At 52.8% G+C, this 25,148-nt stretch carries 16 protein-coding genes; 5 read left to right on the forward strand and 11 right to left on the reverse strand.

Features of this window, described 5'->3' with window-relative positions; all coding sequences use genetic code 11:
* Nucleotides 1–62 precede the first annotated feature (62 nt).
* From ACVCAM_RS15740 to metK, 3 genes are all read right to left on the reverse strand, one after another.
* A complete protein-coding gene (locus ACVCAM_RS15740) occupies nucleotides 63–560 on the reverse strand; it encodes a SprT family zinc-dependent metalloprotease (RefSeq protein ID WP_021242073.1) in 498 nt (165 codons plus the stop codon).
* 58 nt (nucleotides 561–618) lie between these two features.
* Nucleotides 619–2,016: a galactose/proton symporter gene (galP, locus tag ACVCAM_RS15745; protein ID WP_055322221.1), complete on the reverse strand. Its 1,398-nt coding sequence runs from the start codon at nucleotides 2,014–2,016 to the stop codon at nucleotides 619–621.
* Between the two features lie 441 nt (nucleotides 2,017–2,457).
* On the reverse strand, nucleotides 2,458–3,612 hold the full coding sequence (metK, locus tag ACVCAM_RS15750) for a methionine adenosyltransferase (RefSeq protein ID WP_008499745.1): 1,155 nt from the start codon (nucleotides 3,610–3,612) through the stop codon (nucleotides 2,458–2,460).
* A 138-nt stretch (nucleotides 3,613–3,750) separates the two neighbouring features.
* On the opposite strand from metK, the gene ACVCAM_RS15755 reads away from it, so the two are divergent.
* The 4 genes from ACVCAM_RS15755 to speA all read left to right on the forward strand — a co-directional run bounded on the left by ACVCAM_RS15755 (nucleotide 3,751) and on the right by speA (nucleotide 6,392).
* Nucleotides 3,751–3,921 carry a hypothetical protein gene (locus ACVCAM_RS15755; protein WP_045335271.1) on the forward strand — a complete coding sequence of 57 codons (171 nt, stop codon included), beginning with the start codon at nucleotides 3,751–3,753 and terminating at the stop codon, nucleotides 3,919–3,921.
* A gap of 116 nt (nucleotides 3,922–4,037) precedes the next feature.
* Nucleotides 4,038–4,181, forward strand: a complete 144-nt coding sequence (locus ACVCAM_RS15760; protein ID WP_418250466.1) for a hypothetical protein — start codon at nucleotides 4,038–4,040, stop codon at nucleotides 4,179–4,181.
* 94 nt (nucleotides 4,182–4,275) lie between these two features.
* Complete coding sequence (gene yqgB, locus ACVCAM_RS15765; RefSeq protein ID WP_127312443.1) at nucleotides 4,276–4,407, forward strand: acid stress response protein YqgB; 132 nt, start codon at nucleotides 4,276–4,278, stop codon at nucleotides 4,405–4,407.
* Between the two features lie 8 nt (nucleotides 4,408–4,415).
* The gene (gene speA, locus ACVCAM_RS15770; protein WP_008499744.1) at nucleotides 4,416–6,392 is read left to right on the forward strand and encodes a biosynthetic arginine decarboxylase; all 1,977 of its coding nucleotides are present in this window, start codon (nucleotides 4,416–4,418) and stop codon (nucleotides 6,390–6,392) included.
* Between the two features lie 53 nt (nucleotides 6,393–6,445).
* Here speA and ACVCAM_RS15775 read toward each other — a convergent pair whose 3' ends face one another.
* The 6 genes from ACVCAM_RS15775 to ACVCAM_RS15800 form a co-directional block, all read right to left on the reverse strand.
* A complete protein-coding gene (locus tag ACVCAM_RS15775; RefSeq protein WP_407223637.1) occupies nucleotides 6,446–14,704 on the reverse strand; it encodes a two-partner secretion domain-containing protein in 8,259 nt (2,752 codons plus the stop codon).
* A gap of 14 nt (nucleotides 14,705–14,718) precedes the next feature.
* The gene (locus ACVCAM_RS15780) at nucleotides 14,719–16,452 is read right to left on the reverse strand and encodes a ShlB/FhaC/HecB family hemolysin secretion/activation protein (RefSeq protein WP_023294519.1); all 1,734 of its coding nucleotides are present in this window, start codon (nucleotides 16,450–16,452) and stop codon (nucleotides 14,719–14,721) included.
* Between the two features lie 17 nt (nucleotides 16,453–16,469).
* Nucleotides 16,470–17,480 carry a fimbrial protein gene (locus ACVCAM_RS15785; RefSeq protein WP_023344868.1) on the reverse strand — a complete coding sequence of 337 codons (1,011 nt, stop codon included), beginning with the start codon at nucleotides 17,478–17,480 and terminating at the stop codon, nucleotides 16,470–16,472.
* A gap of 6 nt (nucleotides 17,481–17,486) precedes the next feature.
* On the reverse strand, nucleotides 17,487–20,069 hold the full coding sequence (locus ACVCAM_RS15790; protein WP_407223636.1) for a fimbria/pilus outer membrane usher protein: 2,583 nt from the start codon (nucleotides 20,067–20,069) through the stop codon (nucleotides 17,487–17,489).
* 32 nt (nucleotides 20,070–20,101) lie between these two features.
* Nucleotides 20,102–20,806 carry a fimbrial biogenesis chaperone gene (locus tag ACVCAM_RS15795; protein ID WP_225828762.1) on the reverse strand — a complete coding sequence of 235 codons (705 nt, stop codon included), beginning with the start codon at nucleotides 20,804–20,806 and terminating at the stop codon, nucleotides 20,102–20,104.
* A gap of 93 nt (nucleotides 20,807–20,899) precedes the next feature.
* Complete coding sequence (locus ACVCAM_RS15800; protein ID WP_008499738.1) at nucleotides 20,900–21,460, reverse strand: fimbrial protein; 561 nt, start codon at nucleotides 21,458–21,460, stop codon at nucleotides 20,900–20,902.
* A gap of 448 nt (nucleotides 21,461–21,908) precedes the next feature.
* Between ACVCAM_RS15800 and speB the strand changes: the two genes are divergently transcribed.
* Nucleotides 21,909–22,829 (forward strand): agmatinase, encoded by a 921-nt coding sequence (gene speB / locus ACVCAM_RS15805; RefSeq protein ID WP_008499737.1) that lies wholly within the window; start codon nucleotides 21,909–21,911, stop codon nucleotides 22,827–22,829.
* A 51-nt stretch (nucleotides 22,830–22,880) separates the two neighbouring features.
* Here the strand turns inward: speB and ACVCAM_RS15810 are convergent, their stop codons facing one another.
* Both ACVCAM_RS15810 and loiP read right to left on the reverse strand, forming a co-directional pair.
* A complete protein-coding gene (locus tag ACVCAM_RS15810) occupies nucleotides 22,881–24,149 on the reverse strand; it encodes an OprD family outer membrane porin (RefSeq protein WP_058653975.1) in 1,269 nt (422 codons plus the stop codon).
* A gap of 209 nt (nucleotides 24,150–24,358) precedes the next feature.
* Nucleotides 24,359–25,117, reverse strand: a complete 759-nt coding sequence (gene loiP, locus ACVCAM_RS15815) for a metalloprotease LoiP (RefSeq protein ID WP_008499735.1) — start codon at nucleotides 25,115–25,117, stop codon at nucleotides 24,359–24,361.
* Nucleotides 25,118–25,148: the final 31 nt, after the last annotated feature.

Here is a 25,148-nt window from a genome sequence, read left to right on the forward strand (position 1 = left end):
TAACGAATGTTGTTCCTGTATGCAATCAGTCAGATCAGGAAAGTTCCTGAACGTTCAGATAATTATTCCGCCACCAGCGGCTCGCCGCATTTCACGCAGCGGTAGGTTGCCTCGCCGCGCACCACGCGATTATGGCGGCGGACGGTAAGCTGGTGCTGCTGGCACTGACAGCGGTAGGGGAAGGTATTGCGGCGCACCGATTCCAGCTCGAACTGATGGGTTCTGCGCGCCGGAACGCCGAGCACCGCTTCCATCATCCACTTCCACTCCTTGCCGTGGGGGGCGACGCGTCCGAAGTGTTTCCACACCAGCAGGTGCGCCAGCTCGTGCGGCACCACCTCATCAATAAACGCCTGCTGGTTTTCCATCATCAGAACCGGGTTCAGGCGGATCTCATAGGATTCCAGCCAGGCGGTACCGGCCGAGGTGCCACGCTGCTGGTAGACGAGTTTGGGTTCAGGGTAATTGCGACCAAGCTTCAGGTTCGCCTGGGCGAGTTTTTCCCGCAGGCTGCGCATAACGGCTTGCTGAATGGCGATGGGGAGACGGGGAGCTTTCATAGGGGCAGAGCATAAAGCGGGAAGCGGGGAGGCGCAAGAGGCGCCTCCCGCAAGAGGATCAGTCGTGAGCGCCGATTTCGCGCAGCGGGCGACCTTTCATCAGGTTACGTTCAATATGTTCCAGCGAAACGTGTTTGGTTTCCGGAACCAGCCAGATAGTCAGCACAATAAAGAAGATGTTCAGACCGGCGTAGACCCAGAAGGTATTGGCATTACCCAGAGTGTTGAGCATGGTCAGGAACGTTGCGCCGACGATCATGTTGGCAATCCAGTTGGTTGCGGTAGAGCAGGTGATACCAAAATCACGCCCCTTCAGCGGCTGGATCTCAGAGCACAGCACCCAGATCAGCGGCCCGGCGCTCATCGCAAACCCGACGATAAACATCAGCAGCATGCCTACCGCAAAGTACTGGGCGGTTGGGGAGTGAATGCCCAGATGCATCATGGTACCGAGGACGCCCATACCGGCCGCCATCACCAGGAAGCCCAGCGTCAGGGTTGGCTTACGTCCCCAGCGGTCCACCAGACCGATGGCGATAAAGGTCGCCAGCACGTTGGTCAGACCCACGATGACGGTCCCCCACATCTGCTCGGTGGTGTTGGTATAACCCGCCAGCTCAAAGATTTTGGGCGCGTAGTACATGATGACGTTCATCCCGGTGAACTGCTGCATCACCTGGAGCAGCACGCCGAGGAACACCGCCCGGCGGAAGTTGCTGTTCTCTTTAAACAGCGCCCAGCCGGACTGTTTGACCTTCAGGCTTTCGCGGATCTCTTCCAGCTCGTTTTTCGCCTCTGCGCTGGTATCACGCAGGCGCATCAGCACGCGTTCGGCATCGTGGAAGCGACGTTTTGCAGCAAACCAGCGAGGGCTGTCCGGCAGGAAGAAGACGCCAATCAGCAGCAGAACTGCAGGGATGATGATCACGCCGAGCATCCAGCGCCATGCGCCGCTGTAGCTAAACGCGGTATCGGAAAGGTATGCACCGAGAATACCGATGGTGATCATCAGCTGGTACATCGAAATCATACTGCCGCGGATTTTCTCCGGCGCGATTTCAGACAGGTAGAGCGGGGCGGTATAGGACGCCACGCCCACGGCCAGACCGAGCAGCACGCGGGAAACCAGCAGGACCTCAACGTTAGGCGCTGCGGCAGAGAAGAGGGAGCCGGCAACGAACAGGATCGCGCCGATCATCAGGCTCTTTTTACGTCCGAGCTTGAAGGAGAGCCAGCCGCTGCCGACGGCCCCAACGGCCGCACCGAACATCATGGAGCTCACCACCCACTCCTGAGTGTGAGCGCTAATCTGGAACTCGTCAGTGATGAAAGGTAATGCACCGGCAATCACGCCGATATCCAGGCCAAAAAGTAATCCTGCCAGGGCGGCGAGGAAACAGACGAAGAATGTCATCGCCTTGTTGGACGTACGCCCCTGTTTTTTATTGTCAGGCATTATGCCCTCCAGTTGGGTTATCAGTTTTATTGATGGTAAGGGTAGGTGAGCGACCCGTAAAAATATGTGAGATTAATCACATAGGTGTAATCGGTTACACTCGCGTGCAACCGTAAATAAAATTAAAGCTTTGAAAATATAGAGGTAAATGAAGTGAGGCGCATCGCGAAAGGAGATATTTCAGACTTAACTGAAAGGGAATGTAACAGCAGAAGAATGGCGATCATGCAAAGAGAATATTCTGAAAGCGGAGGGGTGCCGGTGCGGTGTAATCGGTTCCAAAGAGTACACCTTTCAGCCGGGTGGCGGCTGCGCCTTACCCGGCCTACAAATGCCCAAAACCCGTAGGCCCGTGCAAGCGAAGCGCCGCCGGGCAAGGATGATCGCACAAATGCAAAAGGCCAGCCCGAAGGCTGGCCTTTTAAAAGCGATGACAGTCGATTACTTCAGACCGGCAGCTTCACGCAGCAGGGCGGCTTTGTCGGTTTTTTCCCATGGGAAATGTTCACGACCAAAGTGACCGTATGCAGCGGTTTCTTTGTAGATTGGGTGCAGCAGATCCAGCATCTGAATCAGGCCGTATGGGCGCAGGTCGAAGAACTCGCGCACCAGCAGGGTCAGCTGTTCTGAAGGCACTTTCTCGGTACCAAAGGTTTCCACCATGATGGAGGTGGGTTCAGCCACGCCGATGGCGTAGGAAACCTGAATCTCACAGCGGTCAGCCAGGCCGGCAGCAACGATGTTTTTCGCCACATAACGTGCCGCGTACGCTGCAGAACGGTCCACTTTTGATGGATCTTTACCGGAGAATGCGCCGCCACCGTGACGCGCCATGCCGCCGTAGGTATCAACGATGATTTTACGACCGGTCAGGCCGCAGTCACCCATTGGGCCGCCGATAACAAAGCGTCCGGTTGGGTTGATAAAGAATTTGGTGGCGCTGCTCAGCCATTCGGTTGGCAGAACCGGCTTGATGATCTCTTCCATCACTGCTTCCTGCAGGGATTTCTGATCGATATCTTCGGCATGCTGGGTAGACAGAACCACCGCGTCAATACCGACGATTTTACCGTCGTCGTACTGGAAGGTGACCTGGCTCTTCGCATCCGGGCGCAGCCACGGCAGGGTGCCGTTTTTACGCACTTCAGCCTGACGCTGCACCAGACGGTGTGCGTAGGTGACCGGCGCTGGCATCAGCACGTCGGTTTCGTTGGTTGCATAGCCGAACATCAGGCCCTGGTCGCCCGCGCCCTGTTCCAGCGGATCGGCACGGTCAACGCCCTGGTTGATGTCTGGAGACTGTTTGCCAATTGCGCTCAGTACCGCGCAGGAGTTGGCATCAAAGCCCATATCAGAATGCACATAACCGATCTCACGCACCGTGTTACGGGTGATCTCTTCGATATCAACCCATGCGCTGGTGGTGATCTCACCGCCAACCAGAACCATGCCGGTTTTGACATAGGTTTCACACGCGACGCGTGCTTTTGGATCCTGCGCGAGGATCGCATCCAGCACCGCATCGGAGATTTGGTCAGCAATTTTATCAGGATGTCCTTCTGATACGGACTCGGACGTAAACAGGTGTTTTGCCATGTTTTATTTCACCTAAGAGGAATTTGGTTAGCTCAAGCTGCTGTGTGGAATAGCCAAAGGAGATAATTCTACCAAGGCCTGCAGGTTTTTGACACTGGCAGTATGAGTGTTAATCAGTATAGATGGATTAACATCTGGATGGCTATTTTAGGTCACTTCTTCACCCGATTTCCAGTTTTTTTTGACTCATCTCTCACTCAGTTGAAATTGCTGCTGGCAAAAATTCCTGACGGTGCTGGCAACACGCGCATTTTTGTTTTGCTTTTTAGCCCCCTTCTCGGTATAAAACGCGGCGCGCGGCTCATATAAAATAAGCGCTCGATGAACTCATCGTGTCGCCACTTCCAGCCGGGTAAAGCAGTGAACTTTTAGCTTTGGCTTGGGGTCCGTTTCAGCAGAGGCGGCCGTGGAGGTGATACGAGATAATGAACCATCGTTTTCCGCTAATTCAGCGCAGCCGTTCTGGCGCGCATTTGATTCCCGCAACCCGCATTTCTAGTCTGCAAACCTGCCGATGTTATACCCATCTCGGCGCTTCTCAGGATTCCAGGGCCGGTCACGCTTTGTGAAAACTGAACAAGGGCGCTCTTGTTAATACAAGAGTTTTCTCGTGGTTTCGCCGAACCTTGTCATACAGAGTTCGGATACGTGTTTTACAATGATATGAATAAGAAACCGGTCGCACGGTCTGGATTTCAGCATACTCTGCTGGGAAACGGAGCCGTTTATGGGTTGTTATCGCCGTATAACGCTGCGATAGTAGTCAACTGTTTTACACTTAATACAAAGAGTTGAGGTTCGCTATGTCTGACGACATGTCTTCTTTTTCGCCTTCGTCAGCGGGCGAACAGGGTGTACTACGTTCTATGCAGGAGGTTGCGATGAGCTCCGAGGAAGCCAGCAAGATGCTGCGCACTTACAATATTGCCTGGTGGGGCAATAACTACTACGACGTCAACGAACTGGGCCACATCAGCGTCTGCCCGGATCCGGACGTCCCTGAAGCGCGCGTGGATCTCGCCAAACTGGTGAAAGCCCGTGAGGCTCAGGGCCAGCGTTTGCCTGCACTGTTCTGCTTCCCGCAGATCCTGCAACATCGTCTGCGTTCGATTAACGCCGCGTTCAAACGCGCGCGTGAATCCTACGGCTATAAAGGCGACTACTTCCTGGTTTACCCGATCAAGGTAAACCAGCACCGCCGCGTGATTGAATCGCTGATCCACTCCGGCGAGCCGCTGGGGCTGGAGGCGGGTTCCAAAGCCGAACTGATGGCCGTGCTGGCGCATGCGGGGATGACCCGTTCAGTGATCGTCTGTAACGGCTATAAGGACCGTGAATACATTCGTCTGGCGCTGATAGGCGAGAAGATGGGCCACAAGGTCTATCTGGTTATTGAGAAGATGACTGAAATCGCCATCGTGCTGGAAGAGGCCGAGCGTCTGAACGTGGTGCCGCGCCTTGGCGTGCGTGCGCGTCTGGCGTCGCAGGGTTCCGGAAAATGGCAGTCCTCCGGCGGTGAAAAATCCAAGTTCGGCCTGGCGGCCAACCAGGTGCTGCAACTGGTGGAAATTTTGCGCGAGCGCGGGCGTCTGGACAGCATTCAGCTGCTGCACTTCCACCTCGGCTCGCAGATGGCCAACATTCGTGATATCGCCACCGGCGTGCGTGAATCGGCGCGTTTCTACGTTGAGCTGCACAAGCTTGGCGTGAATATTCAGTGCTTCGACGTGGGCGGCGGCCTGGGCGTGGACTATGAAGGGACCCGCTCACAATCTGATTGTTCCGTGAACTACGGCCTGAACGAATACGCGAACAACATCATCTGGGCGATCGGCGACGCCTGTGAAGAGAACGGCCTGCCGCACCCGACGGTGATTACCGAATCCGGTCGCGCGGTGACCGCGCACCATACGGTGCTGGTCTCTAACATTATCGGCGTTGAGCGCAGCGAAACCACCGAAGCGACGCCGCCGGCAGACGATGCCCCGCGTTCCCTGCAAAGCATGTGGGAAACCTGGCAGGAGATGCACGAGCCCGGCACGCGTCGTTCCCTGCGCGAATGGCTTCACGACAGCCAGATGGATCTGCACGACATTCACGTCGGCTACTCTTCAGGCACCTTCAGCCTGCAGGAGCGCGCGTGGGCAGAGCAGCTCTATCTGAATATGTGCCATGAAGTGCAGAAGCAGCTCGACCCGAGCAACCGCGCCCACCGTCCGATAATCGACGAGCTGCAGGAGCGTATGGCGGATAAGATTTACGTCAACTTCTCGCTGTTCCAGTCGATGCCGGATGCCTGGGGTATCGATCAGCTGTTCCCGGTTCTGCCGCTGGAAGGATTGAATCACGCCCCGGAACGTCGCGCGGTGCTGCTGGACATCACCTGCGACTCTGACGGCGCTATCGACCACTACGTGGACGGCGACGGTATCGCCACGACGATGCCAATGCCGGAATACGACCCGGAGAACCCGCCAATGCTGGGCTTCTTTATGGTCGGCGCGTATCAGGAGATCCTCGGCAACATGCACAACCTGTTCGGCGATACCGAGGCGGTTGACGTGTTTGTCTTCCCTGACGGCAGCGTGGAAGTTGAGCTGTCTGACGAAGGGGATACCGTGGCGGACATGCTGGAATACGTTCAGCTGGATCCGAAAACCCTGCTCACGCAGTTCCGCGACCAGGTGAAAAACACCGGGCTGGACGATGCGCTGCAGCAGCAGTTCCTGGAAGAGTTTGAAGCGGGTCTGTACGGATATACGTATCTGGAAGACGAATAACGTTCGAAAGGGGCGTTAAAAAAAGGGTCTGACGAAAGTCAGACCCTTTTGTTTTAGCTGTACTGCTCGTCGGTGAAGGTAATGGTTACCGGAGCATAGATATCAATCGGTCGATCGATTTGCAACGCCTTCCACTGTGGACGCGCGTTCATCGCACCTTTGCTCATGTCGCCATTCCACTTCTTGTGTTCCGGCGTTTTCGGCATGTCCATCCCGGTCTGACCGGTGGACGACCCCGGAGAAAGCTTAACGTCATTCCCTTTGGCGTTGCTGGATGGCGCAACGCCGTTGGTCATGTCGCCATTCCACTGCTTGTGTTCCGGCGTTTTCGGCATATCCATCCCGGTCTGACCGGTGGACGAACCCGGCGAGAGCTTGACGTCATCGCCTTTGGTGTTGCTGGATGGCGCAACGCCGTTGGTCATGTCGCCATTCCACTTCCTGTGGTCCGGTGTTTTCGGCATGTCTTTACCGGTTTTACCCGTTGCAGAGCCAGGAGAGAGCACCGGATAGTTAGTTTCCGGTACGGCCCATTTCTTCACTGGCGTAACCGTTGTGGCTTCTGGTTTCGCTTTTGGCGTAACCGTTGCGGCCTCTGGTTTCGCTTTTGGCGTCAGCGGCTGGGACGTTGACGGCGCAACGTTTGGCACGGCTTCACTGCGTGCGGTTTCAGACGCGACGGCCTCCTTATGGACCACCGAAGAGGCGGACGTGGAGGTCGTTGTCGCCGTCGTTTTCTCAATCGTCATATGCTGAGAATCAGACGTTGTACGCGTCGTGGTTGTCGTCTGCTGCTGCGTTGAGCCTGGCTTAGTCGGCGTACACTTCTGAGGGCAGCCGCCATCGTCCGTATGGCCGTCATCCGGCTTCGCTGGAGTATCGCTGTCTGCGTCAGCGCCGCTTTTCTTCTTCTTACGAATCCCCGGATCGGCAAGCGTGTAGGAAATGTTATTTCCTGCTTCTTTCTCATCACGCGTGACAACCGACATTTCATCTTTATTGGTATTGAGATCGCCATTCACTGCCGCACTGGTGGTGTCACCCACGGCGATAGTGGATTTCTGCGTTTCGTTGTAGTGAATTTCATCCACGGTGTCGACGTAGATGTTACCGGAAGGCACTACGCCATTGCTCAGGCCAATGCCGCCACCGCCGTACAGACCATCCTGCTCAACGTGGTCTTCCAGCGTTTTCGCATTGATATCACCCGCAACGTTCACCGATCCGGTGCCATCCTGAGATACCAGATTAGCCCCGGTCATATTGAGGTCGCCTCCGGTTTTCACATTCAGCTCGCCGCTGGTATTGATACCGGATTGCTTCGCTGTTTTAGACGAATCGTAACTTTCAGAGCCGCCGCCCCCGTTGACGGACGCGTTCGGGATGATGCCCGCTGCCGAGACGGAGATGCCCACAGAAGCGCCCCAGTTACCGCGGCTGCTTTCGGTGTGCTCGGTATTCTGCACGGAGGTGATATTCATATCGCCTGCAACGTTAACATCCGCTTTTTCTGCATCGATGTTAGCGCCCTTCATGTTCATATCACCGCCAGCGTTCACTGTCACCGTGTTGCCGTTGATAGTACTGTTCTTATACGACGTAGAGTTACCCGAGCCGTGTTCCGTACTGCCGTTGTAATCGACTGAAATACCGCCGCTTGCGCCAGTTATATCCACTCCCACGCCTGCGGTAAGACCGCCTTTGTGTTTTTCGGTTTCATTGGTGTAAGAGGTTGTTGATTTCGCTGCGTTAATGTCCACATTACCACCCGCATTGATCTCCGTATTCTGCGAGTTCACGTTCACGCCGTTGAGCGTGGTATCGTTGGTCGAATTAATGCTGACGTTTTTAGCATTAATATTGGTGGTATTCTCCGCCGTTGCGGTGCGCGTTTCTTTCGTTTTTGTCGTGTTCCCGCCGAAAGTGACGGAGCCGCCAGCAAGATCGTTTAGCATGATGTTGGACACATCGCCCAGCACTTCCGCCGTCGTGGTTCCGCTGTTAATCGACTGGCCTTGCTGCGATTTATCAATGAGATTCCCGGTTTTGTCGATCGCATCAACTACCGCACTGTGGGCCTCACCTGAAACACCGACAAAGCGGTCTTTATGTGTGACGGTGGTTTTGGTTTCATCCTCGTATTTGGTGCTTGCGACATCTTTCGCGTTAATGCTGAGCTTATCTCCGGCGGAAAGGTCAGCGCCGCCAATATCCGCCGTTTTTCCTGCATTTACGGAACCGGAATCGGTAAAATTAATGGACGCGTTGGTGTTCTGCTTGCTCTGGGTCGACACGGTATCGGTTGTGTCTTCCATACCCACCCTGAAACCGGCAGTATCGGTGATCGGTGCGCGGCCCGGTTTGGCACCAATCGCGGAGGTTTCAGAATTACCGCCTGCGCTGGTGTAGTCGCCAGAGGTGGTATTTTTTGTGGTGCCCTCGTTTTTGCCGTAGGAAGCCGAGGCGGATTTACCGGCGCCGCTGATGCCGGCCTCAGCAACAAACTGGCGAGACTGTGTGGTGTGTTCCTCAGCGGACACGTTTTCAGACGTCTTTATCTCAACGTTTTCTGCCGCGTTGATGGAGCCGCTTTTCGCGTCAATGCTGCCGCCTTCGATGACCACATTCTTGCTGGCATCAATCTGCACATTGCCGCCAGCCTTGACGGTTGCGCCGATAGCTTCGCCGGTCACCGTTTTGGTGTCGGTGGTGGTATAGCTGGACAGACCGTTGATCTCGGTATTGATGGTACGGTTAGAATCAATCTGATGCAGGTCGTTGAAGGTGACGTCACCTTCGCTCGCCTTCATATTCACGTCCTGGCCTGCCGTAATATCAGCCGCGTTGGAAGTGATGGTTTTCGCCTGCATGTTGATACTGCCGCCTGCGGTGACGCCATCATCGTGCGCATGAATCTTCTGCTTGCCGTCTTCGCCGTGTCCGACAGATGCGGTCAGGGTGATGTCGCCCTTTTCAGCCTTCATGTCAATGTCGCCACCGGCGTTCACTGCCGCGCCGTTTGAGGCAATGCTGCCATTTTCCGACGTCATTGAGACGTTACCGCCCGCCGAGATGCCAGCATCTGTCGCATTGCTGATGTTGTTAATATCCCCTTTGGATTTCAGCGTGACGTCACCCTTAGAGGAGAGGGTACCGTTCACGTTGTTAATGGCGGTGGCATCAACTGAAAGGCTATTTCCGGCTGCAATGGACGCTGTGCCTTTACTGATATCACCGTTAGCCAGCTGGCTAAGGGTTTCAGGGCAAAGGTAGACCACCGGCACCAGCACTTCCGTCCCTTTGATGTTCTGGCTCACGAACCAGACGATATCCTGGGTTAGCCCATTGCGCTGCTCTTCGCTCAGAGGCTGCCCCACCACCAGATTTAGATCGCTGTTTTTCGCCGCAATACCGGCGTTATCCATCAGGTTTTGTACCAGCGCATCGCCTTCAAGACCGTCTCGTATCGCAAACATGCTGCCTACGGAGCGGCTGATCTCTCGACGAATCAGTTCGGAGATAAAGTAGTTATCGCCAATGACGTTAACGGTTTCGGTGGTAGTGTAATCCACCTTGTCGAAATAGTAGTCAGAGCCGCTGTACTTGCTCTGATCGATCATTTCCGGGCGCGTTTCGAAAATCGGAATGATGTGGTTGGCCGGGCCGCTGTATTCGGTACCGTTTTTCGCCGCCTCAGAGGCTTTTTTGAATTCGTCAGTGACTTCAAACATGCCCGGCAGAGAGACCAAATCCTTGATGGTCGGCAGTGGGCTGATCCCCATGGCCAGTTCATTCAGCTTTTTGGTATTGATGGCAACATCATAGCCCGCGACGGCGGTGTCGATGGTGTAGTCACCCACGTCGATATTCTCAATTTTGGCGTTTTCTTTGATTGTGCCAGCGTTAGCCAGGCCGTTATCCAGCGTGCCGCCATTGTGCGTAAAGTTACGACCCGCCGTGATTTCACCTTTTTCTGAAGGCACGAAGTAGATCATATTCGTCTTCAGAGGGGTAATGCTGGTGTCATTGCTTACCAGGTTATGCCATGCCGTGTTCAGGGTCGCGTAATCATGCGAATTCCACGTTTCACCAAACACTTTGCTCATGACATAGTTGAGCTGGGTTGAGTCATTCGCGGCGTCGAGAAGCGATTTATAGCTACGCTCTCTGTTTGGATCCTGGGTACCGCTTTTGGTTGCAGGTGCGCCGTCACCAAAGATGAAATCAAGGTATTGATAGAGCGAGTTGAAGGTCAGCGTCGTGTAGTGCTCTGCTGCCACTTTCCAGTAGTCGGTCAGTACTATCGGTTGCTCAAGGATGAGATTCAGATAGTCATACATGGATTCGGAGGTATAGGTTGGCGAGTTCAGCAGATTACCCGTGATGGTGATATCACGTCCCGCCTGGATCAGGCCGCCGTTATTTTTAACCTCTTTTTCGTCGAAAATGCCGCGCTGGTTAATATTAATATCTTTCCCGGCGCTGATTTCGCCGAGCTTACTCATAGCGATATCTGACGCCAGAACCGGGATGTGCAGAACCGTGGTAATCCTGACCTGCGTCATCACATTATCAATACCGGCCCATTGACCCACGGCATCCTGCGTTTGGGTTTGCGAAATGGTGCCACCCGTATATGTGCTCTGGTTTTCCAGAGAGGCCGCATCAATATTGATGTTCTGTTCGGAGCGAATGATCCCGGCGGAGTTGATAATCGTTTTCGCGATGAGCGACATGTCACCCATGCTCAGCACGTTACCGTTATAGTCATTAACAAAGGCACCGTCGTGGGCATTAATATCCATCTTCCCTAACGACCAGAGCAGGCTGTTGCTGTTGTTCATTACCTCATTAGCGTTGATGCGTAAATCACCCCCCGTGACCACAGACTTGCTGTTGATCACCTTACCGTCTGCCTGGAGCGTCAGGTTGCCGATGGCTTCCATCATGGTGTTGTTGAACAGCGAACCTTCGGTGCTGAGCGTCATATCATGACCTGCACGAATACTGCGGTTATTGTCATTCAGCGCGATGGAGTCTTTTACCTTGAGCAATAAATCATGACCCGCTTCGAGGATGCCATTGATGTTATTGAATGAACCGGTATGGATGTTGAGGTCGTTTCTGGCAGAGGTCGTGCCGGAATCATGATTATTCAGCTGCGAGGCATTAATCGTGATGTTATTCCCGGCGATCAGGGCATTTTTTTCGTTGCTAATCGTCCCGCCCGCTACGTTAAGGTTCGTATTGTTGGCACCCGATAGTACCGCTGCATTGGCGTTGATCAGATTATTAGCGACATTAACTGACAGATCGCTCTGCGTCGACACAATCACCGCCTGTTCGGTGTTAAGCATGTTTTGCGCATTGATCGTAATGTCGCCGCCCGCCACGAGAGTGGACACCGACTGCTGCCCGTCCTCTGCGGTGAGGCTGCCAATGTTGCTCAACGTGTTGGCGACAATCTCCAGCGGGCCGTTTACAGCCTGAATGACACCGGCCGTGCGGTTGGTCAGAACGCCGATGGCGTTCAGCACCGTCTGCATATTGGCGGAGATGACCGCGCCGTCGCTGTTGATGAGCGACTCAACGTCTTCAATCGTCAGGTTACGCAGTGCAGCTAAAACATGCCCTTCACCTGTGTTGGCCAGGTTTTTGACGTTGCGAATAATCAGATCCAGACCTGCCTGAACCACACCGTCGTTTTTCAGCTCCTCAACGGCATCGATCGCGATATTGCCATTGCCGATAATCACCGAGCGGTTGTTTAACGTCTTCACGCCGCTGATATTCAGATTGCCCTCAGAGGCAATCACTGCATCGCTGCTGTTATTAAGCGTCGTGGTCGTCGCGATCGAGAGCGCATTATCCGATTTAATCATCGATGCGCCGCTGTTATTAAGGGTACCTACGTTTCTCAGCGTGGTATTTCCAGCACCGAATAGCGTTGCACCTTCAGTGTTATTGAGGGTGTTCACATCGGACAGTGACAGCGTGCCGTCAGAAATCACAAAACTGCCGGTGTTATTCAGCGTGTTGAGATGGGTAAGTTGCAGCGTCTTGCTGGCATACAGCGTGGCGGCGTTAAGGTTATCGACGGTGCTGACGCGATCGAGCGTCAGGCTACCGGCCTGAATGGTTGAGGCGTCGTTAAGCAACGATGTCGCTGTAACGGAGAGGTTTTCTCTTGCCGCAATCAGCGCGTCATGGGTGTTAGAGAGGGTGGAAATTCCGCTGGCATTGATATTATCGCCCTGGATCAGCCCATCGTCATTGTGTACTGCCAGCGCGCCGTCACCCTTTATGGTGAGGTTCTTCCCGGCAATAATGCTGCCTTTTTGGCTATTCTGTAGCTCTTTTTTGACATCAAGCTGCATGTCAGTGGTCGCACTCAGCGTGCCGGCCTGGTTTTTCAGATTCGCGGTTGCGATGGCCAGTTTCTCGCTGGCACTGATGGTGCCGCTGTTACTGACGGTTGCACTGGCTTTACGGGTCTGGGTGGAGACATTACGTCCTGCAATACGTCCGGTATTGCTGAGCGTGTCGCCGCCGGATGCCACCGTCACGTCATGCTTGTTGCTGGCAATGGTGCCGTCGTTGACGATGTTACCGTCGGCATCAATGAAGATCAGCGCATCGTTACCGCTCAGGGTGCCGCTGTTTGAAACCTCACCGTTGACCTTAATGCGCATCTCACCGCTATTAGCGCCAATATGACCACTGTTGTTCAGGGCGCTGGCGGTCATAACCAGGTTTTTATCCGCGTAGAGGCGGCCTGCGTTGTCGAGATGGCCGACAGACAGCGTCTGGGCGTTGCTGGCATACAGGATGCCATTGTTCTTCATTGAACCTGATGCAATCCAGATATCCCCTGTGGCGCTGACGGAACCCTTGTTTTCAAACGCACCGGTCAGGTTGAACTGCAGCGTCCCTTTCTTCGCGAGAATAACGCCTTCATTGTTAGTCATGCTGCCCGCGGTGATGTTGACATTACCACTGTTGCTGACGATCTCCGCATCGGAGACGAGGGTGCTGAAGGGCACCTGCTGGCCATTCTGGATGACGACAAAATCGCCATTTTTTAACGTCACGACGCCACCGGAAATGACAGCGCCGTTAGCATCCAGCGCTTTTAGTTTTCCGGAAAGGGTGTACTGCCCGGCAACATTAATCTGAATGGCGGGTACCGCTGTTGTGGCACTGTTTTGCGCAATGATAGCAGCCGTATTTTGCAGCAGGGTTGAGGCATCAATTCGGATTGTGCCGTTACGGGAGATAACGTCGTTATTCACCGTCATGCCAGAGAGCGCATGCAGGATAATATTATTTTGCGCTTCTGTACTTCCGGTGCCGCTGCTGTTTTTGTTCAGGGCAATATTGTTGCCGCTGACAGTGACATTTTTATCGCTGCGTAAACCTGTCAGCGTCACGTCGCCGTTCGCACTGATCTCAATGTCACCCGTGGCAATAATACTGCCCTCATGACGGACGCCTGCGCCGGATTCGGTGCTGATAAGCTGAATTTTACCACCGTACATTGACCCCATCGCCCGACCGTCAATCGCGACATCCGGCGTATGGCCGTCACCCGTGGCGCGAGTCGTGTGCTGGCGGCTGGAGAGATCGTAATCGTTCTGCCCGGCAACTACCTTAACGTCCGCCTGGCCGGCAATTTCACCTTCCAGTTTTGCACTTCGGCTGACAATGTCGAAGTAGCTTAGCCCTTCGGTAGAAATGCCTTGCCCTGTGAGAGACACGGTGCCTTTTTCAACAGCTAGTTTATAGTTGCCGTCCTCTTTCATCTGCACCTTACCGGTACTCAGCGTCAGGCTGTTGGCATTAATGGTGGTGGCGCCGTTAACGCTAATACCGTTTTGGTTAGCAACGATCACGTCCGCTTTTCTGCCGAAGACTTCCATCGTCCCGTTAATATAGGACGCCTGGGCTCCCGTCACTTCACTGATAATTGCTTTTGCTTCATGCTCAAGCTGGGCATTTTTAACCGTGTAACCCCCGATCTTAGACACACCATCCTGCATGCTGTTGTTAAAAATAAGACCATTTTTATCAACGTTAAACTGGTCGAATTTATTATGCGAGACGCCTTTCGCATTCGGATCGGTGATATTCACGACTGGCGTGCCGTTAGCCGCCTGACCCATTGTTGGCCCTTTACTCTGGCTGGCATCCGGCACCGTTGCGGCTTCGGCATTAGCTGCGAGAATACCCGCTATTGAAATAAAAAGTGGGCAAAGGTGTTTATGCAAATTCCCTGCGGTTAGCTTCGTTTTTGAGGTTTTATTATTGCTCATAAAAATTCCTTAAATTAGAACGTTACTTCCATCTTGTAATAAACGACCGTGTTATCGACGGTATTCTCTTCCAGTGAATCTGGTTTTTTTATAGGCCAGCCCGCGAGGACATACGTTGAAAAATGGCTACCGGTAGCTTTAATCCCGACAGAGCCACCCATCATGAATTGGCTATCACATACGTTGACGCCTTTAGGGCAATTATCTTTGGCAAAGCCCAGGTCATAACCTACATAGGGAATAAGCTGATAGATACCGCCGACGCCAACATCGAATGGAAACTGCAGGGTATTGGCGATCCAGCCGCCGCTATCAACCAGCAGGCTATCGTCCTTGAAGCCGCGTACGGTGAATTCATCGCCCAGCGTTAATTTTGCATCGCTAACCAGTACGTTCGGGGTGTACTGGAACCCTGCGTTGAGTTCATACACGCCACCTAAACGGCCAGACTGAAAAAGCGGACGCGTCCAGCTGGCAATGCCGTTGTACTTGACGTAATCAAGGTCAAACCCTTTAAGGTCGGCATCGTTTTTCCAGGCGGAACCAAACCAGGGAACCGCTGCCGTCACGCCCACATCGCCATAGAACCAGCCGTTCATCAGAGCGCCGACCCAGGTAGCGCCCGACGAAATCGAGGTATAGGTTTTAGAGCTGACGTCTATACGCTGGTTTTCAATGCTGTTGTTGCTATTACGTCTTTCAACTTTTGCCCACCAGCTGGTTTTACCCGTGGCGTTACGGCCGAGCATGCGGCTGACACGCAGAGAAGCACGGTCAGAATCTCCGTCAGAAGCGTAGCTGGCGTTATTGCCGGCAAGCGTTTTGTCGTAGCTGGATTTGTAATAAAGCGCGTCAAACGACCAATAACCCAGTGGGATGCTGTAACTCGTTGACCACGAATCCTGATTATCCTGGTTATTCTTCAGGTTATTCCATGAATAATAAACGTTGAAAATATCATTGATGCCGGCAATGTTTTTAGCGGTTACGCTGCCATAATACTGCTGCCAGCCGTCAGCCTTAAAGCCAGAGTTGTTAAGACCCGCGGTGACCGAAAGAGGGAATGCAGGCACGTGCAGCAGATTAAGATCGGAATAGCTGTTTATAACAGACGGTTGAATTTCAATATTGTCGTTAGGGTAAACGCGCAGCAGGTTTTCGACCATTTGATCGACATCCTGCATGTTCAGAATCTTGTCTTTCGCAAAAGGATAGGCAGTGAACATGCGCGTGCGTTCACGGAAGGACGGCGCTTGCCCGTTAACCTTAAGATCGTGTATTTTTCCCCACATCACCCGCAGAGAGAGTGTGCCCGTTTTGATATTACCGGGCTCAACACCAATCAGCGTCGTGGCATAACCACGAGAAATATAAAAATCGGTCAGTTCTTTGGCCAGTTCAAATATTTCTGTTCGACCGAGCATTTTGCCCTCATAGCGATCGATAATCGCCTGACGCTGCGGTGAGTTGTCAAACTGCGTATCATCAAGGATGACAATATGATTGACCTGAAATTTCCAGTTCGAGTCGCTGCTGGCCAGGGTTTCATCTCCGGCTTCGCGCATTTTTTTTTGTTGCTGGATTAACTGCTCGGTCCGCTTGGCTTCTTCTATTAATGCCTGGCTGGTTTGTCTTTCGAGACGATCCAGTTCCTGTTTATTTTGCTGACCAGGGAGTGCCGCCGTAGCATGAGCCACAGGAATGAACGGCACTAATAAAAGTGCATATTTTGAAAAACGCTGAAGCACGAATCTCTCCTTGATAATTATCTTAAAGCCATGGTGTATTGAATTGCGCCGACCACCCTGCCAGCACTTAATGAGTTTTCGCGATTAACCTCGGCAGGAACGAATATCTGGGCCTGATAGTTTTTAGTTAAGCGGGATGAAACCTGGAAAGGGTATTCTTTTCCAAGAACAAGGGCCGATGAGACATAAGGGCTGGATTTTTCGTAAACCATAATCGCGAAATTTTTCGCGTAGCCTTCGCCGGTCTCGACGCCCAAAAGACCGTTCATTGATGCGAATTTGGTATTGATCAGGGAAGAGAAAGTTAAGCCAACTTGTGCCTGTTCCGGGCATGTGATGGTAATAGAAAAGTCCTTTTTATCACCTTGATAATTTAGCGTATTCTGGAATGAAGCAATACTGTAGGTCCCCAAATCGACGTTGGTCGACGAGGGATAAATGGAACATGAACGCGTATTTACTTTAATTGGCGCTGAGAAATTGATAGTAAGAATACGAAGCGCATCCTCTGGCGTGAGCAAAGGTTTGACTTTTACGTTAACCATTTCGCCGGCAGGGATCTCGGATTCTCCCTGATTAATATTACCTGTCTGCACGAATTCTACTAATACGGTGCTGTTGTCGATAGAACAGCTCGGGCTGCAGGTCACCGGAGAGCCGGAGTTACCCGGCACCCAGGTGTTTCCTGCGTTGGCTGGCCATTTCATCCGAATACCGATACCCGGAATTTCGGTTGTATAGACTTTATCTACCGAGGAAGAGAGATAATTTCGGCTGTAAGCGGTGTGCCACTGCGTTTGCGTTGATTCATCACAGATATATTTGATGTTAGGTGCAGAATACGTTTTCGACCATAAGACCGTTCCAGTGGAGCCTTTATCCGCAGGGTTTAACGTAATGTCGTCTGTAATATTTAAAACCTTTTCCACGCCTTCGAGTCTGCACGCAGAGGCTTTTGCTTCAAGGGTAAACATCCATAAAACGGATAATAAAACGAGATAAAGCAGAGTAGTAATGTATTTATTCATTTTCTGTTAAAGGCCTTTGCAGAGAATATCTATCGCATTAAAGGAGGCGGCTTTATTCATGTTGCGGGTGTTTCTGTTATCAGAAAGGTGATTGACTTCTGCTGAGCACGCGTTCATCACCTTATTACTATTCCATTTAATAACGATCGGCTTGCCAGGTTCAGGTAAGGTCAGCATTGCCAGGCCACCCTGTCCGACCATACCGAGCGTGGTATTGCTACCATCGGTAATGGATGCGCCGAAGGGGATCTTTTGCCCGGAGGCATGTGTGAAGCGCACAAAGGTCTGTTGCTTCTGCTGTGTTTCCATTTTGATATGCACGGCGGCACCGGCGGTTGGCACAATGCTCTTACGCGTATCCTCTACATCGACACTCATTGATGTACCTTTTGGATCAATGAAGACATCGTTGTATCTGTAAGGCGTCAGATAGCCGACAATCCCGTAGCCGTTATCTTTAATGACCGCATTTGAATCAGGGTAAACTCTTGCCCCTTCAGCGCCTTTGGCCTCTATCACGCCAATGGTGTCGCCTAACGTTGGGGTCAAATTGATACCGCCACGGTGCACAACCACGCCACCGTTCATGTTCAAACCGCCCATGAAGCTATGGAGGGACTGGCTGAACGCGACGCCGCCGGAAGCGCTATCGCCCACATAAGACAGGTTGGTACCGAAGTTGGTTTCTGGCCTGCTGGACTCGCTGAAGTAGCCGCTAAAGCCATACTGCGATCGCTCGCCGGCCGAGCCGCTGAGCGAGGTGCGGATGGTGGCCTCATCACTGTTGTAGCTAAAGTTTGCTCCCAGGCGAGCCTGTTTTTCATAACGATGGCCGAGCGGCATAGATACGCTCAGGTAGATCGTATCGTCGTGACCACCGTCTTCATTGTTGGTTCGGCCAAGCGAAATGCCCCAGGTCGACGAGCCAAACCGGTTGTTGTATCCCAGCGCGTAGTTGGATTTTTCCGTGCGGCCCAGTTCATCGTTCCAGATGTTGCCGATGAAACCACTGACGTAGAAACTTCCCCAACCCGCAGGCAGCATCTGGTTGATGTTTGCTTCCAGGCGTTCACGATAGCGTTCGGGTAAATATCGGTCGTTACCATGCTCCAGCGCCTGCTTCACGCTGACGGCATCCGACAGCGAGTAGTAATTTTTACTGGAGTAGCGGTAACCCACCAGGCTGAAATTTGTCCCGGTTTCGGAAAGATTTTTAGCAAGGCTGATACGCAGGGACATGTCACACAGTGAGCCGCAGTCATCGCTCCCGGTGCTGGAGTTAAAGTTCGTATAAGAGCGGGTAACGTCCAGGCCTAATGCCCCCAGCGGGGTATTGATAGCCACACCACCCAGCAGGGCGTTGTAATCACCATCAAACGCGGTTTGAGCGCCTACGTAACCGGTCAGATTATTAAGCAAACCGTACTGAAGCGTGCCTTCCGTCATCCACGGATCATCGGCAAGAAATGTGTTGCGGATTTCACCCGAGGAGACCGAATAGCGAAAATAGCCTTCGCGCAGCAGCTGCGGAACGCTGGAGTAGGGGACGGTAAAGGAATTGATGGTGCCATCGGTCTCTTTGACGGTGACTTCCAGATCGCCGTTGTAGCCCGTTGCATAGAGATCGCTGATGGCAAACTCGCCTGGGGGAACCACTTTTTCATAGAGGGTACTGCCGGACTGCTTGATGGTGACCGTCGCGTTGCTGTTGGCAAAACCACGAACGACAGGCGCATAGCTGCGCACGGAATCCGGCAGCATGCGATCGTCGGTGGCGAGTCTGACGCCGCGAATGGCCGTTGTATCAAACATCTCCCCGCTGGTGTTGAGATCGCCCAGCACCACTTCAGATTGCCAGGCCGCAATTCCCCGGCTGGCAAATGCCTGCAGATGATCGAACCCTTCATCCTCAATATCATTGCCGAGGTTCAGGGTGTCATAGGTTACAAAACGCCACGCTCCGAGCGTCATAGCGGTTTGCAGGTTACCAAAGAGATAGTTGCTGGTTTCACCTAACTCACGGTTGCGCGTGCTTGAACCACTCAGCGCGTAGGAGGCCATGAGGGTAGGTTCACCGTCATCCCATAGTTCAGGGCTGATATAACCCTCTGGTGTATTGAGCAGCATCGCCTGCGGAACGGTGACATCCAGGCGCTCATCATCCTGGTTGTAGGTGACGGTCGCGCCGGGGATAAGCGTTTCGAGGATCAGGCAGCGGCCCGTCTTCCAGTTTTCCGGCAGTTTGCTGGTGTCGACATCAAAGCGGATAATCATTTCCGGCGTCATGCAGGCATTTACGCCCTGCGTATTGTTTGCCGGAATAAATGAAATGGGCCAGGTTCCTAATTTCCGCAAGTTGCTAAATACTTCCAGTTTGTAATCACCTGGCTGGATTTTATCTACCCCGTCGAACTGGCTAAGGTCTAATCCACTGTCATAGAAATTCATAAAGCCGCGAGAAAAGTTTACCGCTTTTTTTTCTGTTTCTGCGTTAACCTGGCCTGAAATGCACAATGCCAGAATCATTATCTGGCCAAGTGTACTTTTCGCTTTTTTGAGAAGCCTGTATTTATTATGGCGTGCGGACATTTGACCTTCCGAAAGGTAGAACGTATAAAAAGTTAAAAGTTATAGGTGCGCTTAATATATGCGCCTAAATCAGTGATATAATTGTATTTAAATATGCCGCGTCCACTCACTGCGCTCACCTGCGGAAAGTGATAAACCAGCGTTCCATAAGGGACAATCATGTCACCGGGGATCTCAATGTCTTTATTGTCGGCATTCGTTAGCCACACGCTCGTCATGCTCACGTGGAAAGGCGAATTATTGGTTCCCACCACGTCGTAGCCCTTTGCCACTTTACGCAGTTCCCACTTCAGATCGTCGCCCGCCTGCATGGGATTGCCTTTCAGGCCCGCAGGGCGATAGAAAAATTTGATCATCGTGCGGAACGCCATTTTTATCTGATTCCGATCCGCCTCTTCCGGCAGTTCAGGTGGAATATCCAGCACGTTTAGCCAGAGCAGGGTTTCGCGATCTTTCGGATATTTTCCTGCGGCTTCCTCTGTCTGGAATATACGGAAAACTTTCCCTTTCTGACCGTTAACGCGCGCAGCGGGAGGGTTGATAAAGAACGGAAGATTCTCCTTCTCCGTCCCATCGGTTTTGTCGGTGCTGGAAAGCCAGACCTGCACCAGCTCCGGGTTTTTACTGAGGTTATTTACGCGAACGGTTTGTTCACTCTCGTTTGCATTGAATGCCACACGAGTTGTTAAAATTTGTATAGTGGCGTTGGCGCAGGGGAACCACGTCAATGTCACCATTAACATTACTTTGAGAATATTACTGACCATCAGGCTCAACGTTCCTAAATGTGGCAGGGAAAGCAGTGGGATCACTCCCACTGCTCAAAGGTCTTACTGATACTTAATGGAATAAATGACGTCAGTGGTGACTTTACCGGCCGTTGCCGCACCGCCGGTGGCAACGTACTGCGCCCAGTAGTCGAAGCGAGCGGTATTACCCGAAATGACCGCTGTTTTCGGGTTATTGTTTGCGGTATTCAAATCCAAAACAGCTTTGCTGGAATCTAACAGACCGATTTCAACTTTATCGGCACCACCCGTGGTAACGGTGTTTTTCAGGTTACCGGTCGCGGTGTTGATATTGGTGCTCTGTGCCAGTTCGAAGAAGACGCTGGCGACTTTGTTGTTGGTGCAATTTGAGCCGCTCAGTTTAATAAAGAATGGCGTGTCTCCCGCGCGCTGACCCGCAGTGGCTAGCGCGGTGGTGCTGACGCTTGGCAGATGCACGGTGAAATCAGGAGAGGTGGATTCACCCTGTGCGTCACCGCCTGTAATAATACAGGTGGCGTCACTGATCGTTCCGTCAAAGGTAATTGTGCCATCTTCTGCCGCTGCTGCAGAACCCGCTCCCGCCAGAATGGTAAAAAGACCAATTTTTAAATATTTGTTCATAGATAATTCCATTTAGACATAAATTTTAATAAAGCGGCTGGATTGTAGGGAGTAAAAAAAGAGAAAACCACAGGATGAAACTAAATAAATTCCGAATTGAGACTGTCTCATGCTGTTTATGTATGTATGAATATGGTATGAGGTGTTTTTTTCTTTGAATTACAAGGGCGAAATAGATGGTGGGATGAATTGAATATTCACTTGGAAAATATGTGAATTGTAAAGATTATAATATTTTTATGGCTATGATTTTATTTGGTGAATAGGATGGGTTGTCTATATATGTTGTATTTATGAGTCGCTTGAATTTAATGGATTCAGGCGCTATTCTTAGCGCCATACAGCATTACGATATGAAACGATCCCTTCCTCGTCGGGCTTAACGACGCGGAAGGGATTTTTTTTCACCTTTAGCAACGATCGTCTATCTATGATACGAGGACAGGACATGAGCACTTTAGGTCATCAGTACGATAACTCTCTGGTATCTAACGCGTTTGGTTTTTTACGCCTTCCGATGAACTTCCAGCCGTACGACAGTGATGCGGACTGGGTGATCACAGGCGTGCCGTTCGACATGGCAACGTCAGGCCGTGCGGGTGGCCGTCATGGCCCGGCGGCGATCCGTCAGGTTTCCACTAACCTGGCCTGGGAGCACAACCGCTTCCCGTGGAACTTCGACATGCGCGAGCGTCTGAACGTGGTGGACTGCGGTGACCTGGTGTACGCCTTTGGCGACGCGCGTGAGATGAGCGAAAAGCTGCAGGCCCACGCCGAGAAGCTGCTGGCTGCCGGTAAGCGCATGCTCTCCTTCGGCGGCGACCACTTCGTGACCCTGCCGCTGCTGCGCGCCCACGCGAAGCACTTTGGTAAAATGGCGCTGGTGCACTTCGATGCCCACACCGACACCTACGCCAACGGCTGTGAGTTTGACCACGGCACCATGTTCTTCACCGCGCCGAACGAAGGTCTGATCGACCCGAACCACTCCGTGCAGATCGGTATTCGCACTGAATTCGACAAAGACAACGGCTTCACCGTGCTGGATGCGGGTCAGGTTAACGATCGCGGTGTTGATGACATCCTGGCGCAGGTGAAGCAGATCGTGGGTGATATGCCTGTGTATCTGACCTTCGACATCGACTGCCTGGATCCGGCATTTGCACCGGGTACCGGTACGCCGGTGATCGGCGGCCTGACCTCAGACCGTGCCATCAAGCTGGTGCGCGGCCTGAAGGATCTTAACATTGTCGGGATGGACGTGGTGGAAGTGGCGCCTGCGTATGACCAGTCCGAGATCACTGCGCTGGCCGCAGCGACCCTGGCACTGGAAATGCTCTACATCCAGGCAGCCAAAAAAGGCGAATAAGCCTCTTCTGGCGTAAAAAAAACCTCTCCCTGGAGAGGTTTTTTATTGCCTTTAAAACACGTTAAACGGGTATTCCACGTAAGCGCGGATCTCGTCCCCACCCACGTTATAATCGCTGGCGTTGCTGGAGACGCGCAGTACGGAATAGCGCAGTTTCAGTTTCAGATCCTTCGCCGGGCCTTCCTGCACCTGGTACTGGATCTGATTAAACCACTCGTGCTCTTTGCCGTTGCTGGTTTCTGCGGTTTTGATGTTGTCCCCGCGCACGTAGGCGGTGGTCCAGCTGAGACCCGGCAGGCCAAGGCCACCAAAGTCCAGACCGTAGGATGCCTGCCAGGAACGTTCATCTTCGCCGTTAAAATCAGACCAGTAGGAGTTTGCCAGCCAGATGGTGTTACCGCCATCACCCACGCCGCCCTGGTCGCGGTAGCCGCCGTAGTTGTAGCCGGTGCTGCCGCTGCTCTGCTGGTACGCCACTTTGAACGTGTGAATATCCCAGATGTAGCTCGCCGCCAGGCTCCAGATAGCGTTGCTGCGGCCCGTGTCGAGGCTGTCCGCATAACTCTGGTCCAGACGGGAGTTATAACCGTTGAAGTCGAGCACCAGCTGCTGCCCGGTGCTGAACGGCTGTTTGAAGTTCAGGCCCAGATATTGCTTGTTCATCACCTCTTCATTGTGAGAGGCGTAAAGCGCGCCGCTGAACTGGTCGTTGAACTGGTAGCTCGCGCCGCCGAAGGAGAGGCTCTTCAGCCCGCTGTCGTGGCGGTCGTCACTTTTACGCTGCTCGTCCGTGAAATAACCGGCATTGATTTCCAGACCATCGATCTCTTTTGAGGTCAGCATGGTGCCGGTATAGCTTTCAAACAGCAGGCGGGAGCTGTCGGCATTCACGATAGGCAATTCTGGTCGCTGATTCCCGTAGCTCAGTACGGTATTCGAGATGCGCATTTTGGCGGTTGCGCCAAACTTTGCCAGATCGGATTTTGCCCGGCCGTCGTCTTCCTGCTTAAAGAAGTCGATGCCGCCCGCGCCGCTCTTGCCGCGGCCGCCGTCCAGGCGCACGCCGTATTGAGCAATACCGTCCACACCAAAGCCAACCGGTCCTTCAGTATAGCCGGATGCAAACGTGGCGATGATCCCCTGACCCCATTCGGCTTTGTCCTGCTGGCCCTGATGATAATCACGGCTGATATACGCATTGCGTAAAAACAGGTCCAGATGGCTGTCGTCAATAAAACCCTGGCTGTCGGATTGCTGACTTGCAGCGGCAGGTAATGCGGCAAATAAACTTAAAGCAATTAATGATAATTCTTTTTTCACGGAGGGAACGTCTCTGTCTGGATATATTAATTGAATAACTGCAGGGAGGATAATTACCGGAAAAAGTGACCTTTGCAATAATTATGTGACCAGGTGTTTCGATGTGACAGGGCAGATTTTGCGGGGCTTTCAGGGGTGTTATCGATACGTGCTGTTAAGTTAACAATTCATGCGAAATAAAAAGGAGGCAAAACTGCCTCCTTCTGAAATTATTTAATTCCGTCTGCGGCCATACGGTCGCGAATATGCTGTGCGCGTTCTTCTGAGGCAGGGTGATCGTCAAACATGGAGCTTTGACGTCCCGCTTCCAGCTTGGCCAGTTTTTCGAAGCTGGTGGCTAAACCGGATGGATTAATGCCGCGTTTGCGCAACAGATCGTAGGAGTAGTCATCCGCTTCGGACTCCTGACGCTGGGAGAACTGAGAGTTCACCAGCTTTTCACCTACGTCGCCCAGCTGTGACTGCGACAGGCTGCCAACGATACCGCCCGCTGAGGCTGCCGCTGCGCGGATGGCATTGGTGCCCAGGGCTACCTGCATCCCTTTCTTCACGTGGCCCAGGGCAACGTGGCCCATTTCATGGCCGATAACCGCTTCCACTTCGTTGTCGGTCATCATGTCCATCAGCCCGCTGTAAACGCGGATACAGCCGTTTGCCATCGCGAAGGCGTTGACGTCTTTCGCCATGTACACCTTGTAGTTCACCGGCTGGCCATTGATGTTATCGCCCAGCGCGGAAGCAATCTTATTCAGACGCTGCGTGTAGGTACTATCAGACGGCGCAAGGGTGGCTTTTCCGTCCATATCTTTACAGGCCTGGTCGCTCAGCGCTTTTACCTGCGCATCGCTCAGGGAATAGGCCTGAAAGGCCTCTGCGCCTGACGTCATCAGACCGTTAGAGTCCATATTCTGACAGCCGCTCAGCAGGAGCGTTGTACCCAGGGCCAGCACTATTGCACGCATTTTCATGAGGTTGCTTCCGTACTCGTTAATCTGAATA

The sequence above is a fragment of the Enterobacter sp. CFEC122 genome (genome assembly GCF_052983755.1).

What these genes read in the sequence shown, in the direction of transcription:
- ACVCAM_RS15740 (WP_021242073.1), bottom strand. Translation starts at nt 560, where the DNA reads ATGAAAGCTCCCCGTCTCCCCATCGCCATTCAGCAAGCCGTTATGCGC.
- galP (WP_055322221.1), bottom strand. Translation starts at nt 2,016, where the DNA reads ATGCCTGACAATAAAAAACAGGGGCGTACGTCCAACAAGGCGATGACA.
- metK (WP_008499745.1), bottom strand. Translation starts at nt 3,612, where the DNA reads ATGGCAAAACACCTGTTTACGTCCGAGTCCGTATCAGAAGGACATCCT.
- ACVCAM_RS15755 (WP_045335271.1), top strand. Translation starts at nt 3,751, where the DNA reads ATGGCTATTTTAGGTCACTTCTTCACCCGATTTCCAGTTTTTTTTGAC.
- ACVCAM_RS15760 (WP_418250466.1), top strand. Translation starts at nt 4,038, where the DNA reads ATGAACCATCGTTTTCCGCTAATTCAGCGCAGCCGTTCTGGCGCGCAT.
- yqgB (WP_127312443.1), top strand. Translation starts at nt 4,276, where the DNA reads ATGAATAAGAAACCGGTCGCACGGTCTGGATTTCAGCATACTCTGCTG.
- speA (WP_008499744.1), top strand. Translation starts at nt 4,416, where the DNA reads ATGTCTGACGACATGTCTTCTTTTTCGCCTTCGTCAGCGGGCGAACAG.
- ACVCAM_RS15775 (WP_407223637.1), bottom strand. Translation starts at nt 14,704, where the DNA reads ATGAGCAATAATAAAACCTCAAAAACGAAGCTAACCGCAGGGAATTTG.
- ACVCAM_RS15785 (WP_023344868.1), bottom strand. Translation starts at nt 17,480, where the DNA reads ATGAATAAATACATTACTACTCTGCTTTATCTCGTTTTATTATCCGTT.
- ACVCAM_RS15790 (WP_407223636.1), bottom strand. Translation starts at nt 20,069, where the DNA reads ATGTCCGCACGCCATAATAAATACAGGCTTCTCAAAAAAGCGAAAAGT.
- ACVCAM_RS15795 (WP_225828762.1), bottom strand. Translation starts at nt 20,806, where the DNA reads ATGGTGACATTGACGTGGTTCCCCTGCGCCAACGCCACTATACAAATT.
- ACVCAM_RS15800 (WP_008499738.1), bottom strand. Translation starts at nt 21,460, where the DNA reads ATGAACAAATATTTAAAAATTGGTCTTTTTACCATTCTGGCGGGAGCG.
- speB (WP_008499737.1), top strand. Translation starts at nt 21,909, where the DNA reads ATGAGCACTTTAGGTCATCAGTACGATAACTCTCTGGTATCTAACGCG.
- loiP (WP_008499735.1), bottom strand. Translation starts at nt 25,117, where the DNA reads ATGAAAATGCGTGCAATAGTGCTGGCCCTGGGTACAACGCTCCTGCTG.